Below are 17,524 nucleotides of genomic sequence, written 5' to 3'. Positions count from 1 at the left end.
CTTTTTTACGCGGCACGCCTGCAAAGATCAACGCAGCGGCCGAAAGAACGCCCGAATGTCCTCGGCCAACAACTGCGGTTGCTCCATCGCGGCGAAGTGGCCGCCATTGGGCATGGTGGTCCAGCGCTGCACGTTGAAACAGCGCTCGACCCAACTGCGCGGCGGCATCGGCAGTTCGGCGGGGAACAGCGCCACACCGGTCGGCGGCTGCACCCGTTCCCCGGCGGCAAACGCCAGCGGACGGGCGCGACCTTCGACATACGGCCGCAGCGACGAACCGATGCTGCCGGTAAACCAATAAACGCTGATGTTGGTCAGCAGCGCATCCAGCGCAACGGCGTGTTGCAGATCGCCGGAGCAATCCGTCCAGGCCTGGAATTTTTCGACGATCCACGCAGCCAATCCGGCGGGCGAGTCGTTGAGGCCGATGGCCAGGGACTGTGGCTTGGTGCCGTGGATTTTGGCGTAGGCGCCTTCGGCATCGGCAAAGGCTGCGCCGCGATCGAGAAAGGCTTGTTCCTCGCCGCAGATTGGTGGCTGGTCGGCACCCAGGGGTGGACGGTAGGAACCGGGCACGTAGTTCAAGTGAATCCCGGTGATCTGCTCCGGGAAACGCCGCGCCAACCAGGTCGAGACTCCGGCACCCAAATCACCGCCCTGGGCGCCAAATCGTTCATACCCCAAACCGGTCATCAGCGCGGCCCACAGTCCTGCCACTTCGTAGGGCCCGACGCCTTTATGGATGGGCGCAGGAGAGAAGGCGAACCCCGGCAGCGACGGCACCACCACATGGAAGGCGTCGGCCGCATCGCCACCGTGACTGGCCGGGTCCGCGAGCAGCGGGATAAGGCGCTGCATTTCCACGAACGAACCCGGCCAACCGTGGGTCAGGATCAGCGGCAGCGGCGCCGGACCGGTGCCAGGCTGATGGACGAAATGCACCGTTTGCTCACCCACTTGGGCGAGGAATTGCGGCAGTTGATTGAGCTGCGCTTCCTGGGCGCGCCAGTCGAAACCCTCGGTCCAGTGCGCAAGCAATGACTGCAAAAATCCCAGGTCCGTGCCCTCGCTCCAGCCTTGACCTTCGATGCCTTGCAGCCAGCGGGTACGCCGCAAGCGCTCGTGCAAATCGGCGATGGCATCGTCGGGGATGGCGATCTTGAACGGCTGGAACTGCATGGCGTTCTTTTTCCTGTCGGGGGATTAAGGCTGTCCGTAACTTACGCCAATTCCTGTGTGATTGATCGAAAATCACCCGCCGGGCGGTTAATTGCCATCGCTGACTGTCCTCAAAAACGCCCCAACCTATAGGGCTCGATCGCCGGCAACTCACAGGACGGGTTTCCAGCTTTCGGGGCAGCCATTTGCCCAATGAGTTCGGCGGTAATGGCCGCCTGTGTCAGCCCCAAATGCTGGTGACCGAAGGCGAGCAATACTTTGCCTTCGCACACCCGGTCGATGATCGGCAGGGAGTCCGGCAAGGACGGACGAAACCCCATCCACGGCGTGGCTGCCTCGGCGTTCAATTCACGGCGGAACAAGCCTTGGCTGAGGCGGTGCAATTGCCAGGCACGTTCCATGGTTGGAGGGCTGTCGAGGCCGGCGAACTCAACGGTGCCGGCCAGTCGCAGCCCGTCGGTCATTGGCGTCATGATGAATTTGCGCTCCAGGGAGGTGACGGCGAACGGCAGGCGATCATGTTCATGGGGCAACATCAGGTGATAGCCGCGTTCGGTGTCCAGCGGGACTTTCTTGCCAGTCAGCGCCGCAGTGAGTTTCGCGGAGTGAGCGCCGCAGGCAATCAACACCTGGCGGGCGTTGAAGCGGCCGTGGTCGGTGATCAGCGAAACACCGTTTTGGTGCAGGTCTGCGCCCTGGACGTGTTGCTTGAGGAACTGCACGCCGCTGGTTTTGGCGGCGTGTACCAGTTCGCAAACGACGTGAAAGGGATCGAGAAAATGCCCCGTGCCCGGGAAAAACAATCCACCCTGGATCCGCTCACTGAGTTGCGGAGCCCTGTCTCTTACGGTCGTGGCCTGCCAGTGATCGACGGGCACTTCTTGATGGCGCATGCGTGCTTGCAGTGCTTCGATCGCTTGCCGCGATTCGGGGCGCTCAAACACCAGCAATGAGCCGTCCTCTCTCATCAAATCGGGGCGGGCGATGTCCGCCAGCAACCGCTGCCAGGCGCCCAGGCTGCTTTCGTTGAGCGCACGGAGGCCGGCCACGGTGCGTTGGAAGGGCGCCGGGCGCAGGTTCAATAACAGGCGGGTGAACCAGGGCAGGGCGCGGGGCAGGTATTTCCAGTCCAGACGCAGTGGGCCCATCGGGTCCATGAGCATGGCGGGCAGGCGTTTGAGGATCGACAGGTCCGCGATGGGAAGCACTTGCTCGGTGGCCAGGTGCCCGGCATTGCCAAACGAGGCGCCCCGACCGGGTTCCTGCTGGTCGATGACGACCACCCGCAGGCCCTGGCGTGCCAGACGCAGGGCGCAGGCGACGCCGATGATGCCGGCGCCGATGACGGCAACGTCGGGAACATCAGCGGCGTGATCAGACATTGTTCTGCTCGGCCGACCAGTTTTTGTACCACTGGCGGAACAGCGCGTACTGGTTCTCGGCGTAACGACGCTGGGCATCGCTGAGCACATCGGTGTCGTTGAAATGCAGGGTGTATTCCTTGTCGCCATTGAGCACCATCAAGTGCTTGTAATAGAGCACCAGGTCGCAGCCCTCATCGAAGGACGATAATACCGACAGGGCAGATTCCAGCTCCCTGGCCAGGCGCCGGGCCTTGGCATCACCGGTGGCCGCCTGCTTGCTCAGGGCCACCAATTGCAGCACTTCACGTGGCAGTGCGTTGCCAATACCGGTGATTGCGCCGGTGGCGTTGCAGTTGACGAAGCCGTGGACCACTTGCGTATCGACACCCACCATCAGCGTGACGCCATCATCCTTGGACGTGATGTTTTCGGCGGCGTAGCGCAGGTCCGCCGCCCCACCGAACTCCTTGAAGCCGATCAGGTTCGGGTGCTCGCGGCGCAGTTCGAAGAACAAATCGGCGCGGGTGGCGAAGCCGTAGTAAGGGCTGTTGTAGATCACCGACGGCAGATTCGGCGCGGCTTGCAGGATGGCGGCGAAGTGGGCTTTTTGTGCGGTTGCCGAGGCCCCGCGAGACAGGACGCGAGGAATGACCATCAAGCCGTGGGCCCCGACTTTGGCCGCATGGGCCGCATGGGAAACCGCCTCGCGGCTGTTCACGGCACCGGTGCCGACGATGGTGGGAATACCGGCGGCGACCAGACGCGCCACACCTTCCTGGCGTTCGGCTTCGGTCAGCAGCGGCCAGTCGCCCATGGAACCGCAGTACACGACGGCACTCATGCCGATATCGATCAGTTCGCGACCCTTGGCCACTAACTTGTCAAAGTCCGGTTTGCGTTCGGCGGTGCACGGGGTCATCAGTGCAGGAATGCAGCCAGTGAAAATGTTGTCGCTCATTGTGCTAACTCCAGATTTATTGAGAGGGAAGTGCCGCGTGGTGGCTCAAATGCCCCACGCAAAGGGATCCTGTTCGTCAATCAGCAGCGTGGCGTCGGCGGTCATGAAGGCCTGGCCGGTAATGAACGGGCGGACGCGCTCGCCTTCCCATTCGTAACTGCCGATGAACTGGCTGCCGGTGATGCTCGCCTGGACCCAGGGCTCACCGGCAGCCAGTTTTCCATCCGCCGCCAGGCACGCCAGTTTGGCGCTGGTGCCGGTGCCGCAAGGTGAGCGGTCGTAGGCTTTGCCGGGGCACATGACGAAGTTGCGACTGTCGGCGTGTTCGTCGTCGGCAAACAGTTCGACATGGTCGATGACCGCGCCGTTTTCGCCATGGATGCCTTGGGCCTCCAGGGCCTTGAGCATCGCCCAGGTGTAGTCGGTCAGGGCTTCGACGTTGTCGAGTTGCAACGCCTGGCCGTGATCGGACACCAGGAAGAACCAGTTCCCGCCCCAGGCGATATCGCCATACACGCGGCCATGTCCCGGAACGTCGACTGCTATTTGTCGGCGATAACGGTAGGCGGGCACGTTGCGCAGGGTCACCGTGCCGTCTTCATGCAACGTGGCGCTGACCGGGCCGACAGGCGTGTCGATCTTGTGCACACCGGGGGTGATGTGCCCCAGGTAATGCAACGAGTTGACCAGGCCGATGGTGCCGTGACCGCACATCCCGAGGTAGCCGGCATTGTTGAAAAAGATCACGCCACACGTCGCATCCGGCGACACCGGTTCGCAATACAGCGCGCCCACCAGCACATCATTGCCACGGGGCTCCAGCAGGCAGGCACGGCGCCAATGGTCATGCTGATCGCGCAGGGCATCGCGTTGCTCGGCGATGGTCTGGCCGGGCAGTTTCGGGAAGCCTTTGATCACCAGGCGCGTCGGTTCGCCGCCGGTATGGGAGTCAATCACGTGAACCAGTTTCATAAACCTATCCTTTAGACGTGCGCAGGTGCAGGGCGCTGGCGTGGGGCGGTGTTGGCGAGGGTCGAATCGGCTTCGCTTTCATCGTCCTCGGATTCCAGGCGTACCAGATGCGCCGGTACGCCGGTCGCCGCGCCCCAGCAATAGATCCCCATCGCGCAGACCGCCACGACCAGGGTGTCGAAGGGATGGCTGAGCACGCCCAGGCCGCCGAAACTGCCGAGTTTCGACAGGACGATGGTCACGGCATAGAAGCCGATCAGCCACGCCGATGAGCGCACTTGTTGGGTCAGGCTCAGGTGGTTGGTGGGCACAAAACGGCCGCACAACAGGTACACGACGAACATCAGGATCTGCAGGCCGAGCAGCCAGGACACGGTGTCCCAACCCGACCAGTAGACGATCAGCGCCGCGATGATGAACGACAGCGGACCGAGCAGGCCCATCCACTTGACCCGGAACGGCCGCGGCATATCCGGTGCATTGCGGCGCAGGGCCGCGACGGACACCGGCGCGACGGCGTAACTCAACACCAGCGCGGCGGAGACGACGTTGATCAACGCTTCCCACGACGGAAAGGGCAGGGTCCAGAACACCGACAGAGCAAAGGTCAGCCACAGCGCCGGGCGCGGGATGCCGGACTTTTCATCGATGCGGGTGAAGATCTTGAAGAAGGTGCCGGTTTGCGCCCAACCGTAGATCACTCGCGGTGTGGCGTTCATGTAGATGTTGCCGCAACCGCTGGGGGAGATCACCGCGTCGGCGACCACCAGATACGCCAGCCAACCCACGCCCAGGGCCAGGGCGATATCGCGATAAGGCAACGCCAGTTCCTTGGCCACGCCGGCCCAGCCGTTGACCAGCATCTCAGTGGGCACGCCGCCGAGGAAGGCGACCTGCACCAGCACATAAATCAGCGTGGACAGCAGCACGGACAGGATCAGCGCAATCGGAATGGTCCGCTGCGGATTCTTCACTTCGCTGGCCACCGAGATGATCGGTGTCAGCCCGAGATAAGCGAAGATCACACCGCCGGCGGAAACCGCCATCTCGACACCCGAAAGGCCGAAGGGCGCGAAGCCCTGGGCCTGGAAGTTGGCCGGTTTGAAAAAGGTGAACAGCACACCGATCACCAGCAGCGGGACGATGAACTTGAACACGCTGACCAGGTTATTGGCCATGGCGAAGGTCTTCACGCTGCGGTAGTTGAGCACGAAGAACAGGCAGAGCAGGGCGAATTGCATCAGCCAGCCGATGATCGTCGGGTCGCTGGAACCGGCCTTGGTCAACTCGGGAAACCACGCGGCGGCGTATTGACGAGAGGCGACCACTTCGATCGCTACCAGGCTGGTGAAGGCGATCAGTGTGATGAAGCCCATCAAGTAGCCGAGCAGCGGGCCATGGGAATACACCGGATAACGCACCACACCCCCGGCACGGGGCAGCGCGGCGCCCAATTCACAGTAAACAATGCCCAGCAGCAGGACCGCAAAACCGCCCAGCAACCAGGAGAAAATCCCTGCCGGTCCGGCAATGGCGGAAACGTGACTGGCGGCGAATAACCAGCCCGAGCCGAAGATGGCCCCCAGCCCGATAAACGTTAGGTCCATCAACGAAAGTTGCCGTTTGAACTTGCCTTTGCCTGACATGGTTTCGCGCCTTCTTGTGGGTTATTGGATAGGCAGGTGTGCATGCAATGGCCATAGAGTGAACGTGTCCGCAGGCTGGCGATTGATGTTTTGCGTGGGTGTGGATGACGAAATCAGCACAATGCAGCCAGGCTCGACACTGCTCTCGCCACGGGGCAATCTGACGGATAAATCGAGAGGGTGAGACTGATGACTCAGGGTGCGTTGGCGATGCTGTGCCAGGGGAACGCAGATACCATCGAAGAGCTGATGGCCGGCGTGGCACCGCTGTTGCCGATGCTGGACGTGATTCCGAATGCCGCGATCTTTATCAAGGACGTTCAGGCGCGCTACGTCATGGCCAACCTCGCCCTGGTCCAGCGCTGTGGCTTGAAACAGCTGCTGGGCAAAACCAGCGCCGAGGTCTTTCCAGCGCAATTGGGGCCGGGCTACACCGAACAGGATCGACGTGTCCTGGAGCACGGCCTGGTCCTGGAAGATCAACTGGAATTGCACTTGTACGGCAGCCGCGAGCCCGGTTGGTGCCTGACGCACAAACGCCCGCTGTACAACCGCAACGGTGCAATCATCGGCCTGGCCGGGATCTCTGTGGACCTGCAATCGGCCAGCGATACGCACCCGGCCTATCAGCGTCTGGCTGCCGTAGACGACTACATTCGCGCGCATTTCAATCGACGTGTCACCCTGGTCGAACTGACGCGGATCGCCGGCATTTCCGTGGCGCAACTGGAAAGGTACTGCAAGCGAGTATTCCACCTGACGCCACGGCAGATGATTCAAAAGATTCGCCTGGAACACGCGCATCGTTTGCTGCACACCGACATCCCCATCACCGACGTCGCGTTGCAGTGCGGCTATACCGACCACAGCGCTTTCACCCGCCAGTTCAAGGCGTTGACCGGATTCACCCCGCGCCAGTATCGGCAGGCCACCGGAGATTTCCGGTAAGGACGCCTTGGGTGGCGCTTCCGAGATCATGAAAGAGATGATTGCCGGGGATGGATTGAAGTAACGCGTTCAGCCTTGGTGAACGTTTCAAGTCGTCTAAGCTAATTCCATAACATTATTTATATTAAATTTTATAGATCATTATCCTCTAAGCAGATCGACGCCTCTGAAGTCGAAAATTGCGCCGTCAAAGCCTATCTGCTCAGGAATCCAAAACAATGAAAACGCTGAAACAAGCCAGATCACTCATCTCGGCTTTGGGGCTCGCTGTACTTTCTTTTAATGCGCACAGCGCCGACCTGACCATTGGCTACATCAATGGCATCGACCCCATCAAACGCGCGATTGCGGATGGGGAATATGAGAAAGGTATCGGCGAGAAAATTGACTGGCGCAAGTTCGACGCAGGCCCGGCGGTTCTGGCGGCCATGGCTTCCGGGGATGTGCAGATCGGCAACCTGGGTTCAAGCCCGCTGGCGGCTGCGGCGTCGCGAAACATGCCGCTCGTGGCGTTCATTGTCAGCGCGCAGATTCGTAGCTCCGAAGCCTTGGTCGTGCGCGATGGCAGTGGCATCAAGACGCCTGGGGACCTGGTCGGCAAAACCATCGCGGTGCCATTCGTTTCAACCTCCCATTACAGCCTGCTGGGGGCGCTGAAACATTGGAACCTGGACCCGCGCAAAGTCAACATCATCAACCTGACGCCGGCGCAGATTACCGCCGCCTGGAGCCGTGGCGACATCGACGGTGCCTTTACCTGGTCGCCTGCACTGGGTGAAATTCGCAAGACCGGCAAAATCCTGACCGACGCGGCTGAAGTGTCAAATTGGGGCGCCCCGACCTTTGAAGTGTGGGTCGCTCGCAAAGACTTCGCGGAAAAGAACCCGAAGGTCGTCGCCGATTTTGCCAAAGTCAGCCTGGCCGCGATTGCCGACTACTCCGCACACAAAAAGGACTGGACCGTTACGTCTGAACCGGTGAAGAGCATTGCCCGGCTCACTGGCGCCAATGCGGCGGATATTCCAGAGCTGCTCGACGGTTCCTATTTCCCGACGGCTTCAGAACAGAAAACCGCACAATTTCTCGCCGGTGGTACCGCGAGCGAAATCGGCAAAACCGCCGAGTTTCTGAAAGAGCAGGGGAAAATTGAAAAGGTCTTGCCTGACTATTCCGCCTTCGTCAGTGACAAGTTTATCGGGGAGTAAGCATGAGCCTTACTCTTCGCCCCCTCGGCCCCACCATCGGCGCCGAGGTTGAAGGACTGGACATGACCCGGCCCTTGAGTGATGAACAGCATCACTGGGTCGAGCACGCGTTGCTGCAGCATCAGGTGTTGTTCTTTCGCAACCAGGCGATAACGCCCGCCGAACACGTGAGGTTTGCCGCGCGTTTCGGCGATCTGCACCGGCACCCGATTTATCCGCATGTCGATCAACATCCGGAGCTGCTGTTGATCGATACCGCCGTCACCGACGTGCGGGACAATGCCATCTGGCACACCGACGTGACCTTTCTCGCCGAACCGGCGATGGGCTCTGTGCTGGCCGCCCGGCAAGTGCCTGTCTTTGGTGGCGATACGTTGTGGGCCAATGGCGTAGCGGCGTTCGAAGCCTTGTCCGCGCCCATCCAGCAACTGCTTGATGGCCTGACCGCGACTCACGAACTGACCAAGTCATTTCCCACTGAGCGGTTCGGCAGCACCCCCGAGGCGCTGGAACGCTATGAAAATGCCCGGAAGGATCATCCGCCGCTTTCTCATCCGGTCATCAGGACGCATCCCGCTACGGGCCGCAAGGCACTGTTCGTCAATGAAGGCTTCACCACGCGCATCAATGAACTTGAAGCGAAGGAAAGTGACGCGCTATTGACCCTGTTGTTCAGTCATGTGAGCCGCCCCGAATTTACGGTTCGCTGGCAGTGGAAAGCCAATGACGTGGCCTTTTGGGATAACCGCATCACCCAGCACTACGCCATCGATGACTACCGTCCCAACAGGCGTGTCATGCATCGGGCGACGATTTTAGGGGATGCGCCGTTTTAAGGTCGGCCTCATCAAAACGGCTTGTTGATGACTAGAAAAACGATAGCGCACGTCATCACCAGCAGACTCGGCAACACGATGGTCAGGTTGGAGGAGGGGGCTTCGGTCGGGCATTCCAATCGTCGCCGCAGTGAGCCCGAGAGCCAACCATGCATCGCTGAAAGCGCCACGACAAACGCAAACTTGAGGAGCAACCAATGCTCGCCCACCCAACCACCGAGCGTCGCGATGGTCAGGCCGCTTAGCCATGTGAGTGCCATCGCCGGAACCGTCATGCCGCGACACCATCGACGAAGCATGCGCAGGCGCGACAGTTCCAGGGGTAATAGCGGCCCGGACAGGTTGCGACCCGCGAGCAGCAACAATGACTGCAGAAACATTCCGCTGATCCAAAACAGGACCGCGCAGACGTGCAGGGACTTGATCAACAGATAAGTCATTGCGTGGGTTGCTCAACGGGGCCGTTCTGCCCATGAAGCTGTTTTTCTTGCTGGCGAAAATAGCGGGCGGCGAAAAAACCACCGAGCGGTATCAGCGCCGAGACCAGCGCGCGAGCCAGGTCACTTCTCTTCCATTTTTCGCCTGCCGCTGCGGTGGTCACCAACCAGCCATAAAGCAAAAACACCAAGCCATGTAGCGGACCGATGACCTGCACCGCCGCAGGCCAATCAAAGACGTGCTTGAGCGGAACCGCGACGCCAAGCAGGAGGGCCAATGTGCTGCCTTCCAGAATGGCGGCGTAGCGCAACTGCCGCAGGGTGCCAAGGGATCGCGAAGTCAGGTCATTCGTCATGGGTAGATTTCTCCAAAGCGGGGCTGGAGTATGTCGACCTTGTGCCATCGCGCCAATTGGCTAAAATGCCAATCATCGACGGATTCCAGCCAAGTGAAATACAGCCATGTCACCCCAACCCAAACCCCATAAAGTCGCGATTCTCGCGTTCCATGGCGTGGTCGCATTTGACCTGACCCTGCCGATTGAAATGTTCGAGCGTGTTCGCCTGGGAGGCGCGCAGCGCGCTTATCAAGTGATGGTCTGCGCCCAGTCGCGGGTGGTCAGGACGGAACATTTCGACCTGCAAGTGAAGTGGGATTTGAACGACCTGATCAACGCCGATACCGTCATCGTGCCCGGTCTGGTTGATATTGCCGCGCCGATACCCAAGGCACTTTTAGACGCGTTGAAGGCAGCCGCCGACGCGGGTGCGAGGATCGCGTCTGTGTGTACGGGATCGTTCATCCTGGCCGCCAGTGGTTTGCTCGACGGATTAAGCGCAACGACCCATTGGATGGCAGCGTCCGCGCTCGCTGCGCAATATCCCGCCATTACCGTCGACCCCAATGTGCTGTTTATCGATAACGGGCAGGTACTGACCTCGGCGGGCGCGTCTGCCGGTCTGGATTTGTGCTTGCACATGATCAGGCAAGACCATGGTGCCGTGGTGGCTGCGGACACGGCTCGCCTGGCGGTGATGCCCCTGGAGCGGGCGGGCGGACAAGCGCAGTTCATCGTTCACGAGCCCATCGAATCAACCGGCACGTTGCAGCAGCTACAGCAGTGGATCGAGCAACAACTGGATCAGCCGTTGACCCTGGAGCAAATGGCCGACCAAGCCTCGATCAGCACCCGAACCCTCAGCCGGCGCTTTCGCGAACAACTGGGCGTTACGCCGTTGCAATGGCTATTGCACGCGCGGGTCAGGCGAGCGCAATGCATCCTGGAAACCACGCAGATGTCCGTTGAGCAGGTCGCGGTAAAAGCCGGATTCGGTTCTCCAACCTCCCTGCGGGAACACTTTCGACGCGTTGTCGGAACCAGCCCACAGGCGTACCGCAATGCATTCTCCGACGGGCAATCGCGAAAGGGCGGGCGGTAACCGGCATGTCTTGAACCGTCTCCTATACTGTTTCGCGTCGACAGGTTCAACGCAGTTCCTGAACGCCGTTGAGCTTCCCTGAGAACTCACAGTAAGGAGAACGAACATGGCAATCCGCATTGGCGACGAAGCACCGGACTTTACCGTCGAAAGCACCGAAGGCACCCTGCATTTCCACGAATGGATCGGCGACAAGTGGGCGATTCTGTTCTCGCACCCCAAGGACTTCACCCCCGTGTGCACCACTGAACTCGGTTACATGGCCGGCCTCAAGCCTGAGTTCGACAAGCGCAATACCAAGGTGGTCGGCCTCAGCGTCGACCCGGTCAGCAACCATGCGAGCTGGGCCAAGGACATCGAAGAAACCCAGGGCCATGCGGTCAACTACCCCATGATCGGCGACGAAAACCTGGTGGTGGCCAAGCTCTACGACATGATTCACCCGAACGCCAGCGGCGGTAATCGCACGGCAGTGGACAACGCCACCGTGCGCTCAGTGTTCATCATCGGCCCGGACAAGAAGGTCAAGGCGATGCTGATCTACCCGATGAGCGCCGGGCGCAATTTCGACGAAGTGCTGCGACTGCTCGATGCCCTGCAATTGAACGCCAAGCACACCGTTGCCACCCCGGTGAACTGGCGTCCGGGTGAAGACGTGATCATCCCGACTTCAGTGTCCGATGAAGACGCCCGCAAGAAATACCCGGACGGCTTCAGGACGGTGAAACCGTATCTGCGCACGGTGGCGCAACCGAAGTAATCCGCCGCACCGTTTCGCTTGCATCCCCTGTGGGAGCGGGCTTGCTCGCGAAAGCGGTGTGTCAGCCAACAGCGTTAGTGACTGACACTCCGCCTTCGCGAGCAAGCCCGCTCCCACAATGGGAATGTGCAGGGTTATATGCATAGGCTGAATATAAAAAATCATTATGATCATTGATTTTTATAATTAGGATAGATCAATAAAGCATTTCACAAGCGTATTCCCAACGCCTAAGGTCGTCCTTCAACGGCCAGCAGAGCTGCCATATCCGGGGGAATATCCAGATGTCCACTTCACCACGACAACTCAAATTCGGCGCCATTCTCACCGGCGTCGGTACTGCTCAGAATGAATGGCTGCACCCGGAGATTCCGGGCGATGCGAGCATCGATATCGACTGGTATCGCCAGCAGGCGCAACAAGCCGAGGCGGCGAAGTTTGACTTGATTTTCATCGTCGACAGCCCGTACATCACCCCGGATTCGGCCCCGCATTATCTCAATCGCCTGGAACCGCTCACGTTGTTGTCCGCCGTCGCGGGGGCGACGTCGAAGATCGGGCTGGTGGCCACCCTGACGACGTCCTATACCGAACCGTTCAACGTGGCCCGGCAATTTGCCTCACTGGACCTGATCAGCGGCGGGCGGGCCGGCTGGAATGTGGTGACCACCGGGCTCGAAGGCGCCGCCGGAAATTTCGGGCGCGAGCAGCACATCGACCATACCGAGCGCTATCGCCGGGCCGGAGAGCATCTGCAAGTGGTGCAGGGGTTATGGGACTCTTACGAAGACGACGCCTTTGTGCGTGACAAGCAGAGCGGGGTGTTTCTCGACCCGCAACGTCAGCATCGTCTCGATCATCAGGGCGAGTTCTTTTCGGTCACCGGGCCATTGAACATCGCCCGTTCGCCCCAGGGCCAACCGGTGATCTTCCAGGCCGGGATTTCCGAGTCCGGGCGCAACCTCGCGGCGAACTTTGCCGAAGGGATCTTCGCCGGCGTAGACAATTTCGAGGACGCCCGCGCGTACTATCAGGACATCAAACAGCGCACCGCCGCGGCTGGCCGCAACCCCGATCACGTGACGATTCTGCCGGGTATCGCGCCGATTATTGCCGACACCGACGAGCAGGCCCAGGCCATCGATCGCGAACGTCACGGTGAACTGGACCTGCACAAGGCGCTGGTGCAACTGGGGCGGCCATTCAACTATCACGATTTTTCCCAATACCCCCTCGACGAGCCGTTCCCGGATCTGGGTGATTTGGGCAGTAATGGTTATCGCGGTCATGCCGAGCACATCAAGCACGTTGCCCGTGAACAAGGACTGACCCTGCGTCAGGCAGCCTGGCGGTTTGCCGCACCGTTTTCGAATTTTGTCGGCTCGCCGAAAACCGTCGCCGACGAGATCGAGCGCTGGTTTGTCGAAGGCGCGGTCGATGGTTTCAACATCCGTGTCGGTGCGCCGGGGGAATTTGCCCGATTCACCAACGAAGTCCTGCCCCTGCTGCGTGAGCGCGGCCTGTTCCGCAGCGAGTACAGCCACAGCACGTTGCGTGGGCACCTGGGGTTACCGGTGCCGGTCAATCGCCATAGCGCCGCTCGTGTTGCGCAAGCTGTTACTGTCGGTGAACATTTACAAGCTGTGGGTGCATAAATGTCTTCGTCTTTGAATCGTCGCTACCGACACGGCGAGTGGCCGCAAGGCGCGCCGTGGAATGAAATCATCGAGTCACTGTTGCAGCACACCAGCGTGCGTAGCTACCTGGACAAACCGTTGCCGGAAGGCACGTTGCACACGTTATTGGCAGCCGCGCAATCGGCGGCCACGTCGTCCAACCTGCAAGCCTGGAGCCTGCTGGCCATCGAAGACCCGGCACGCAAGGCGCGCCTGGCCGAACTGGCCGGCAACCAGGCGCATATCCGTCAGGCACCGCTGTTTCTGGTGTGGCTGGCGGACCTGTCGCGGATTGATCGCCAGGCGCAACGGCAAGACATCGAGTTGGGCGCGCCGGCCTATCTCGATAGCCTGCTGGTCAGCAGTATCGATGCGGCGCTGGCGGCGCAAAATGCCGTGGTGGCATTGGAGTCCCTGGGGCTGGGCAGCGTGTACATCGGCGCCTTGCGCAATAACCTCGCGGCCGTCATCGATGAGTTGCAGCTGCCACCGCTGGTGTTCCCCGTGTTTGGCTTGTGCGTCGGTTACGCCGATCCGACACGCCCGGCCGCCGTCAAACCGCGTTTGCCGCAACAGGTCGTGTTGCACCGCGAGACTTACGGGCAGCCCGTCGAGCAGCAGTTGGTCGACGACTACGACCAGCACATCGCCGCGTTTTACCGGGAGCAGGGGCTCAGCACGCCGAGTTGGTCGCAGCAGGCCGTCGAACGCCTGCGCAGTATCCACACGTTGAACGGGCGTGAACACATCAGCGCAGTGCTCAAGGGGCAGCGCTTCGAACAGAAATGAGGCGACGCTGGTCCTGACTAGAGCGTTCCGTCAGCTGTCGCTGGCGGTTCTTTAACGGTATTGCCCGCCAGTTCCAGCGGAATCTCCAGCGTGAACACCGCACCCAATTCAGGTCCATCGCTGTGAACGTTAAGGCGTCCGTTCATTTCCACCGCCGCGAGTGCGCAACTGTGCAAACCAAATCCATGGCCCTCTTTGCGCGTGGTGAAGCCATGGTTGAAGATGCGCGACAGGTTCTCGGCGGCGATGCCTTCGCCCTGGTCCTTGACGCTGAAGCGCAACGTTGAACGGTCGATGACGCTGACACTCAGGGTCATTTCCCGCTGCTGTTCGGTGACTTTGGACATCGCATATTTAGCGTTGCTGATCAGGTTGATCAGGATCAACAGTAACCGGTGCTTGTCGCCGATGATGGTCGGGACATCGTGGTAGTCCTTGACCACCGTGACATGGTGCCGGCTCAAGGCGCCGGAGTTCATCCGCAGCGCGTCTTCAAACAGATTGATCACATTCAAGGGCTCAACCACCCGGGCAGCGCCGGCGTAGGCCTGCTGAGTGGAAACGATATCCTTGATGTGGTCGATACTCTTGGTCAGTTGCGACAGTTCATCGACGATGCCGGATTGTTCGACCGCAATGGAGTCCACTAATTGATTGAAGTAGAGGGGCAGCAGTTTGCCTTTTTCATCGAGGGTGATGAATTGCCCAAGATCCCCGGCATGCGCATTCATCATGTTCACCGCTTTACCCAGGCCCAATGTTTTACTGGTCGATAATCGGTGGGCGATTACATCGGCGGAGACGTTAACGCTATTCAACACATTGCCGACGTTGTGCAACACATTGGTGGCGATTTCGGCCATGCCGGCCATTCGCGCGGCATCCACCAGTTCACGTTCGGCCTCGATCAGTTCCCGGGTGCGTTCTTCGACGCGTTGTTCAAGTCGTTCATTGGCGGATTGCAGTTCGCTATTAATCTTGTTGATCACGGTATAACTGCGAATCAAACGTCCGGCCAGGTACACCAACAGGATCGCCATGAGGCTGGCGCAGATGGCCAGGTAAATATGGTATTGGCGGTCCTGTGCCTCCGTTCGCCGTTGGGTTTCGTTCAATAACTCATTAATGCTGTCCAGTTGCTGCGCAACGGGAATGACATTAATCCGGTCGAGCAAGTCATTCACGATGGGTTGTTCCCGGACAATGGTGTTTACGTGAGTGACATAAGTATCGAAGGGGGCTCGGCGCTCGGGAGGGAGCTGGCTCATGTACTGGTTGAGGATGCTCAGTTGGTGTTCAATTTCCTGGGCGTTGTCGCTGGAGGCATACAGGGCGTATTCGAGGGTGGTCAACGTCAGGTTCAGAATATTCCAGGAGTTGGTCAGGTATTCGAGCTGTTGTTTATCCGTGATCTCTTTCAACAAGCCTTGAATGTTGTTTTCTACATCGGGCAGGGCATCAAGGGCGGTGCGCAGTGCGGTGTTGTGTTCCTTGAATTGATCAACCAGTAGCGTCTTGTTTTGCACGGCATTCAGGTAACCCTGCCGGCGATCAGTCCATAGGGTAGCCAGCGGGCCGGAATTGTTCAGTTTGTCCAATTGGTCCCATCGGTTACCGGATTCGGCCGGCGCGCCCAGTTGCAAACTACTGTTTATACCGATTTTTGCCCGAAGGATTTTCACCGCCCAATTGGCATCCAACTGCTTTAGTTGACGAACAAAGTCCCGGGATTCGAAATAAGTGGATGTTTCGTAGGAGTAAGACTTGATAAGAAGGAATATCAGCGCCGCAAAAATAGTCAGCGTTATAGCGGTCAGGGCGGTCCATTTATAACGGCTGCTGATTTGCATAATGTTCTTCTGCTCCCTGAAAAATGGAAAATACCCACATCATGCAAAGGCCAACGTAGTTCAGATTCTAGTCGTGCGCTGGGAAACTGCTTGCGGCGACAGCGAAAAGCCCCGACACCTTAAAAAAGGCATCGGGGCTTTTAACTGTCTGAAGGCAACGAAAATCCCCCCCCTGTGGGAGCGAGCCTGCTCGCGAAAGCGGTGTGTCAGTCGATACTTATTTCACCTGACACACCGCCTTCGCGAGCAAGCCCGCTCCCACAGGGTTACGCGCTGGGTTTGAACGACAAGATGTCGAGGTTCTTTTTGCGAAAGCTGCTCTGCGGGGTCAGGCGGAAATACCATTCCCGCAACCAGCAGGCCACCTTCGATTCGGCCTGTTCGATGCCGCTCATAAACCGCGCAGCCTTCACCACCCCATTGGCTCGCGGATGTCGAAAGGCCTGGTACTGCGCCAGTGCTGCGTTCAGGTCGGGGGTTTGCGTCAGGTATTGCGCCAGGACCACGGCATCTTCAATCGCCTGCGCCGCACCCTGGCCGAGACTCGGCAACATCGGATGCGCTGCATCCCCCAGCAGCACCACGTGCCCGTCACAGAATTGCTCCACCGGCTCGCGATCCCGGGCATGCATTTTCAGGATCCCACTTTCGGGCGTGGCTTCGATGGCCGCGACCACTTCCGGCGCCCAGCCGCGATAGGCGTCGAGCACTTCCTGTTTACTGATGCTCAACGCGGCATCCGCCGCATCGGCGTGGTTGCAGGTGCCCCACCAGTACGCCTGGCCATCGCCCACATCGCAGAGCCCGAAGCGTTTGCCGCGACCCCAGTAATGCGCCACGTAGCCTTCAGTCATCACCGGGTGGCTGAAGGGCGCGACGGCCAGCCAGGCGATGTAGCCGCTGGGGCGTGTCGGGGTGTCGCCGAGCATCTGCTGGCGGATCACCGAATTCAAACCGTCAGCGCCAATCAGCAAATCCGCCTGGCGCGTGCTGCCGTCTTCAAACGACACCTGCACGCCCTCCGGGCGGCTGGCATAACCCACGCAACGCAACCCGGTGGTCAGGGTGTCCGGCGCCAGTTGCTGCGCCAGAGCCCGCAGCAGGAGAGGACGCTGGATATTCACACTCGGGTGGCCCAGTTGTTCGCCGATCTCGTGGATCGGCATGTGGGTGATGGGATCACCATTCTGTTTCTTGAAATAAAACTGTTTGATCACCTGGCCCGCTTGTTCTACCGGGACATGGGCACCGATTGAATGCAGTGCCGCCATGGCATTGGCCATGACGGACAGGCCGGTGCCGCCGGTGCGCAGGGTCTGGGCCGCTTCGAAGACTTCGACCTGCCAACCCGCGCGCTGTAGCGCGATGGCGGCGGTCAGCCCGCCGATGCCGGCGCCTGCCACAATGGCTTTCCTGAGTTCTGTCATGCCGTTCCACCTGTATCGAGCCCGCAATCACCGGGCG

16 protein-coding genes are annotated in these 17,524 nt (G+C 59.9%); 7 read left to right on the top strand and 9 right to left on the bottom strand.

From position 1 onward, the window contains the following. Positions 1 to 27: 27 nt before the first annotated feature. The 5 genes from BK667_RS14160 to BK667_RS14140 all read right to left on the bottom strand — a co-directional run bounded on the left by BK667_RS14160 (position 28) and on the right by BK667_RS14140 (position 6,119). The gene (locus BK667_RS14160) at positions 28 to 1,179 is read right to left on the bottom strand and encodes an epoxide hydrolase family protein (protein WP_123597972.1); all 1,152 of its coding nucleotides are present in this window, start codon (positions 1,177 to 1,179) and stop codon (positions 28 to 30) included. 110 nt (positions 1,180 to 1,289) lie between these two features. Next, on the bottom strand, positions 1,290 to 2,561 hold the full coding sequence (locus BK667_RS14155) for an NAD(P)/FAD-dependent oxidoreductase (RefSeq protein WP_123597971.1): 1,272 nt from the start codon (positions 2,559 to 2,561) through the stop codon (positions 1,290 to 1,292). Continuing rightward, positions 2,554 to 3,501, bottom strand: a complete 948-nt coding sequence (locus BK667_RS14150; RefSeq protein WP_123597970.1) for a dihydrodipicolinate synthase family protein — start codon at positions 3,499 to 3,501, stop codon at positions 2,554 to 2,556. The genes BK667_RS14155 and BK667_RS14150 overlap by 8 nt, the downstream gene beginning before the upstream one ends. A 45-nt stretch (positions 3,502 to 3,546) precedes the next feature. After that, positions 3,547 to 4,473, bottom strand: coding sequence for a 4-hydroxyproline epimerase (locus tag BK667_RS14145; RefSeq protein ID WP_123597969.1), 927 nt, complete (start codon positions 4,471 to 4,473; stop codon positions 3,547 to 3,549). An 11-nt stretch (positions 4,474 to 4,484) separates the two neighbouring features. Next, positions 4,485 to 6,119, bottom strand: coding sequence for an APC family permease (locus BK667_RS14140; protein WP_123597968.1), 1,635 nt, complete (start codon positions 6,117 to 6,119; stop codon positions 4,485 to 4,487). Positions 6,120 to 6,308: 189 nt separating this feature from the next. Between BK667_RS14140 and BK667_RS14135 the strand changes: the two genes are divergently transcribed. The 3 genes from BK667_RS14135 (at position 6,309) to tauD (ending at position 9,108) form a co-directional block, all read left to right on the top strand. Further along, the gene (locus BK667_RS14135) at positions 6,309 to 7,067 is read left to right on the top strand and encodes an AraC family transcriptional regulator (RefSeq protein WP_123509439.1); all 759 of its coding nucleotides are present in this window, start codon (positions 6,309 to 6,311) and stop codon (positions 7,065 to 7,067) included. A gap of 218 nt (positions 7,068 to 7,285) precedes the next feature. Further along, the gene (gene tauA, locus BK667_RS14130) at positions 7,286 to 8,272 is read left to right on the top strand and encodes a taurine ABC transporter substrate-binding protein (RefSeq protein ID WP_123597967.1); all 987 of its coding nucleotides are present in this window, start codon (positions 7,286 to 7,288) and stop codon (positions 8,270 to 8,272) included. Between the two features lie 2 nt (positions 8,273 to 8,274). Beyond that, on the top strand, positions 8,275 to 9,108 hold the full coding sequence (tauD, locus tag BK667_RS14125) for a taurine dioxygenase (RefSeq protein WP_123597966.1): 834 nt from the start codon (positions 8,275 to 8,277) through the stop codon (positions 9,106 to 9,108). Between the two features lie 11 nt (positions 9,109 to 9,119). Here tauD and BK667_RS14120 read toward each other — a convergent pair whose 3' ends face one another. Together BK667_RS14120 and BK667_RS14115 are read right to left on the bottom strand one after the other, a co-directional pair. Beyond that, positions 9,120 to 9,548, bottom strand: coding sequence for a CopD family protein (locus BK667_RS14120; protein WP_123509436.1), 429 nt, complete (start codon positions 9,546 to 9,548; stop codon positions 9,120 to 9,122). Next, the gene (locus tag BK667_RS14115; RefSeq protein ID WP_123597965.1) at positions 9,545 to 9,901 is read right to left on the bottom strand and encodes a DUF3817 domain-containing protein; all 357 of its coding nucleotides are present in this window, start codon (positions 9,899 to 9,901) and stop codon (positions 9,545 to 9,547) included. The genes BK667_RS14120 and BK667_RS14115 overlap by 4 nt, the downstream gene beginning before the upstream one ends. Positions 9,902 to 10,007: 106 nt before the next feature. Between BK667_RS14115 and BK667_RS14110 the strand changes: the two genes are divergently transcribed. The 4 genes from BK667_RS14110 (at position 10,008) to BK667_RS14095 (ending at position 14,210) form a co-directional block, all read left to right on the top strand. Continuing rightward, on the top strand, positions 10,008 to 10,985 hold the full coding sequence (locus tag BK667_RS14110) for a GlxA family transcriptional regulator (RefSeq protein ID WP_123597964.1): 978 nt from the start codon (positions 10,008 to 10,010) through the stop codon (positions 10,983 to 10,985). Positions 10,986 to 11,091: 106 nt separating this feature from the next. Then, the gene (locus BK667_RS14105) at positions 11,092 to 11,745 is read left to right on the top strand and encodes a peroxiredoxin (protein WP_054050904.1); all 654 of its coding nucleotides are present in this window, start codon (positions 11,092 to 11,094) and stop codon (positions 11,743 to 11,745) included. A 284-nt stretch (positions 11,746 to 12,029) separates the two neighbouring features. After that, on the top strand, positions 12,030 to 13,400 hold the full coding sequence (locus BK667_RS14100; protein WP_123508133.1) for an LLM class flavin-dependent oxidoreductase: 1,371 nt from the start codon (positions 12,030 to 12,032) through the stop codon (positions 13,398 to 13,400). Beyond that, a complete protein-coding gene (locus BK667_RS14095; protein WP_123597963.1) occupies positions 13,401 to 14,210 on the top strand; it encodes an NADPH-dependent oxidoreductase in 810 nt (269 codons plus the stop codon). A gap of 17 nt (positions 14,211 to 14,227) precedes the next feature. Here the strand turns inward: BK667_RS14095 and BK667_RS14090 are convergent, their stop codons facing one another. Together BK667_RS14090 and BK667_RS14080 are read right to left on the bottom strand one after the other, a co-directional pair. Further along, a complete protein-coding gene (locus BK667_RS14090; protein WP_123508135.1) occupies positions 14,228 to 16,060 on the bottom strand; it encodes a DAHL domain-containing sensor histidine kinase in 1,833 nt (610 codons plus the stop codon). 266 nt (positions 16,061 to 16,326) lie between these two features. Next, the gene (locus BK667_RS14080; RefSeq protein WP_123597962.1) at positions 16,327 to 17,487 is read right to left on the bottom strand and encodes an FAD-dependent monooxygenase; all 1,161 of its coding nucleotides are present in this window, start codon (positions 17,485 to 17,487) and stop codon (positions 16,327 to 16,329) included. Positions 17,488 to 17,524: the final 37 nt, after the last annotated feature.

This window comes from Pseudomonas frederiksbergensis (assembly GCF_003732705.1).
GTDB lineage: Bacteria > Pseudomonadota > Gammaproteobacteria > Pseudomonadales > Pseudomonadaceae > Aquipseudomonas > Aquipseudomonas frederiksbergensis_F.
The sequence above is the reverse complement of the archived record's forward strand: the minus strand, read 5'-3'. Positions and strand labels throughout refer to the sequence as shown.

Bases quoted from the DNA above. Each gene is read 5' to 3' on its own strand.
- BK667_RS14160 (WP_123597972.1), bottom strand. From the start codon at position 1,179: ATGCAGTTCCAGCCGTTCAAGATCGCCATCCCCGACGATGCCATCGCC.
- BK667_RS14155 (WP_123597971.1), bottom strand. From the start codon at position 2,561: ATGTCTGATCACGCCGCTGATGTTCCCGACGTTGCCGTCATCGGCGCC.
- BK667_RS14150 (WP_123597970.1), bottom strand. From the start codon at position 3,501: ATGAGCGACAACATTTTCACTGGCTGCATTCCTGCACTGATGACCCCG.
- BK667_RS14145 (WP_123597969.1), bottom strand. From the start codon at position 4,473: ATGAAACTGGTTCACGTGATTGACTCCCATACCGGCGGCGAACCGACG.
- BK667_RS14140 (WP_123597968.1), bottom strand. From the start codon at position 6,119: ATGTCAGGCAAAGGCAAGTTCAAACGGCAACTTTCGTTGATGGACCTA.
- BK667_RS14135 (WP_123509439.1), top strand. From the start codon at position 6,309: ATGACTCAGGGTGCGTTGGCGATGCTGTGCCAGGGGAACGCAGATACC.
- tauA (WP_123597967.1), top strand. From the start codon at position 7,286: ATGAAAACGCTGAAACAAGCCAGATCACTCATCTCGGCTTTGGGGCTC.
- tauD (WP_123597966.1), top strand. From the start codon at position 8,275: ATGAGCCTTACTCTTCGCCCCCTCGGCCCCACCATCGGCGCCGAGGTT.
- BK667_RS14120 (WP_123509436.1), bottom strand. From the start codon at position 9,548: ATGACTTATCTGTTGATCAAGTCCCTGCACGTCTGCGCGGTCCTGTTT.
- BK667_RS14115 (WP_123597965.1), bottom strand. From the start codon at position 9,901: ATGACGAATGACCTGACTTCGCGATCCCTTGGCACCCTGCGGCAGTTG.
- BK667_RS14110 (WP_123597964.1), top strand. From the start codon at position 10,008: ATGTCACCCCAACCCAAACCCCATAAAGTCGCGATTCTCGCGTTCCAT.
- BK667_RS14105 (WP_054050904.1), top strand. From the start codon at position 11,092: ATGGCAATCCGCATTGGCGACGAAGCACCGGACTTTACCGTCGAAAGC.
- BK667_RS14100 (WP_123508133.1), top strand. From the start codon at position 12,030: ATGTCCACTTCACCACGACAACTCAAATTCGGCGCCATTCTCACCGGC.
- BK667_RS14095 (WP_123597963.1), top strand. From the start codon at position 13,401: ATGTCTTCGTCTTTGAATCGTCGCTACCGACACGGCGAGTGGCCGCAA.
- BK667_RS14090 (WP_123508135.1), bottom strand. From the start codon at position 16,060: ATGCAAATCAGCAGCCGTTATAAATGGACCGCCCTGACCGCTATAACG.
- BK667_RS14080 (WP_123597962.1), bottom strand. From the start codon at position 17,487: ATGACAGAACTCAGGAAAGCCATTGTGGCAGGCGCCGGCATCGGCGGG.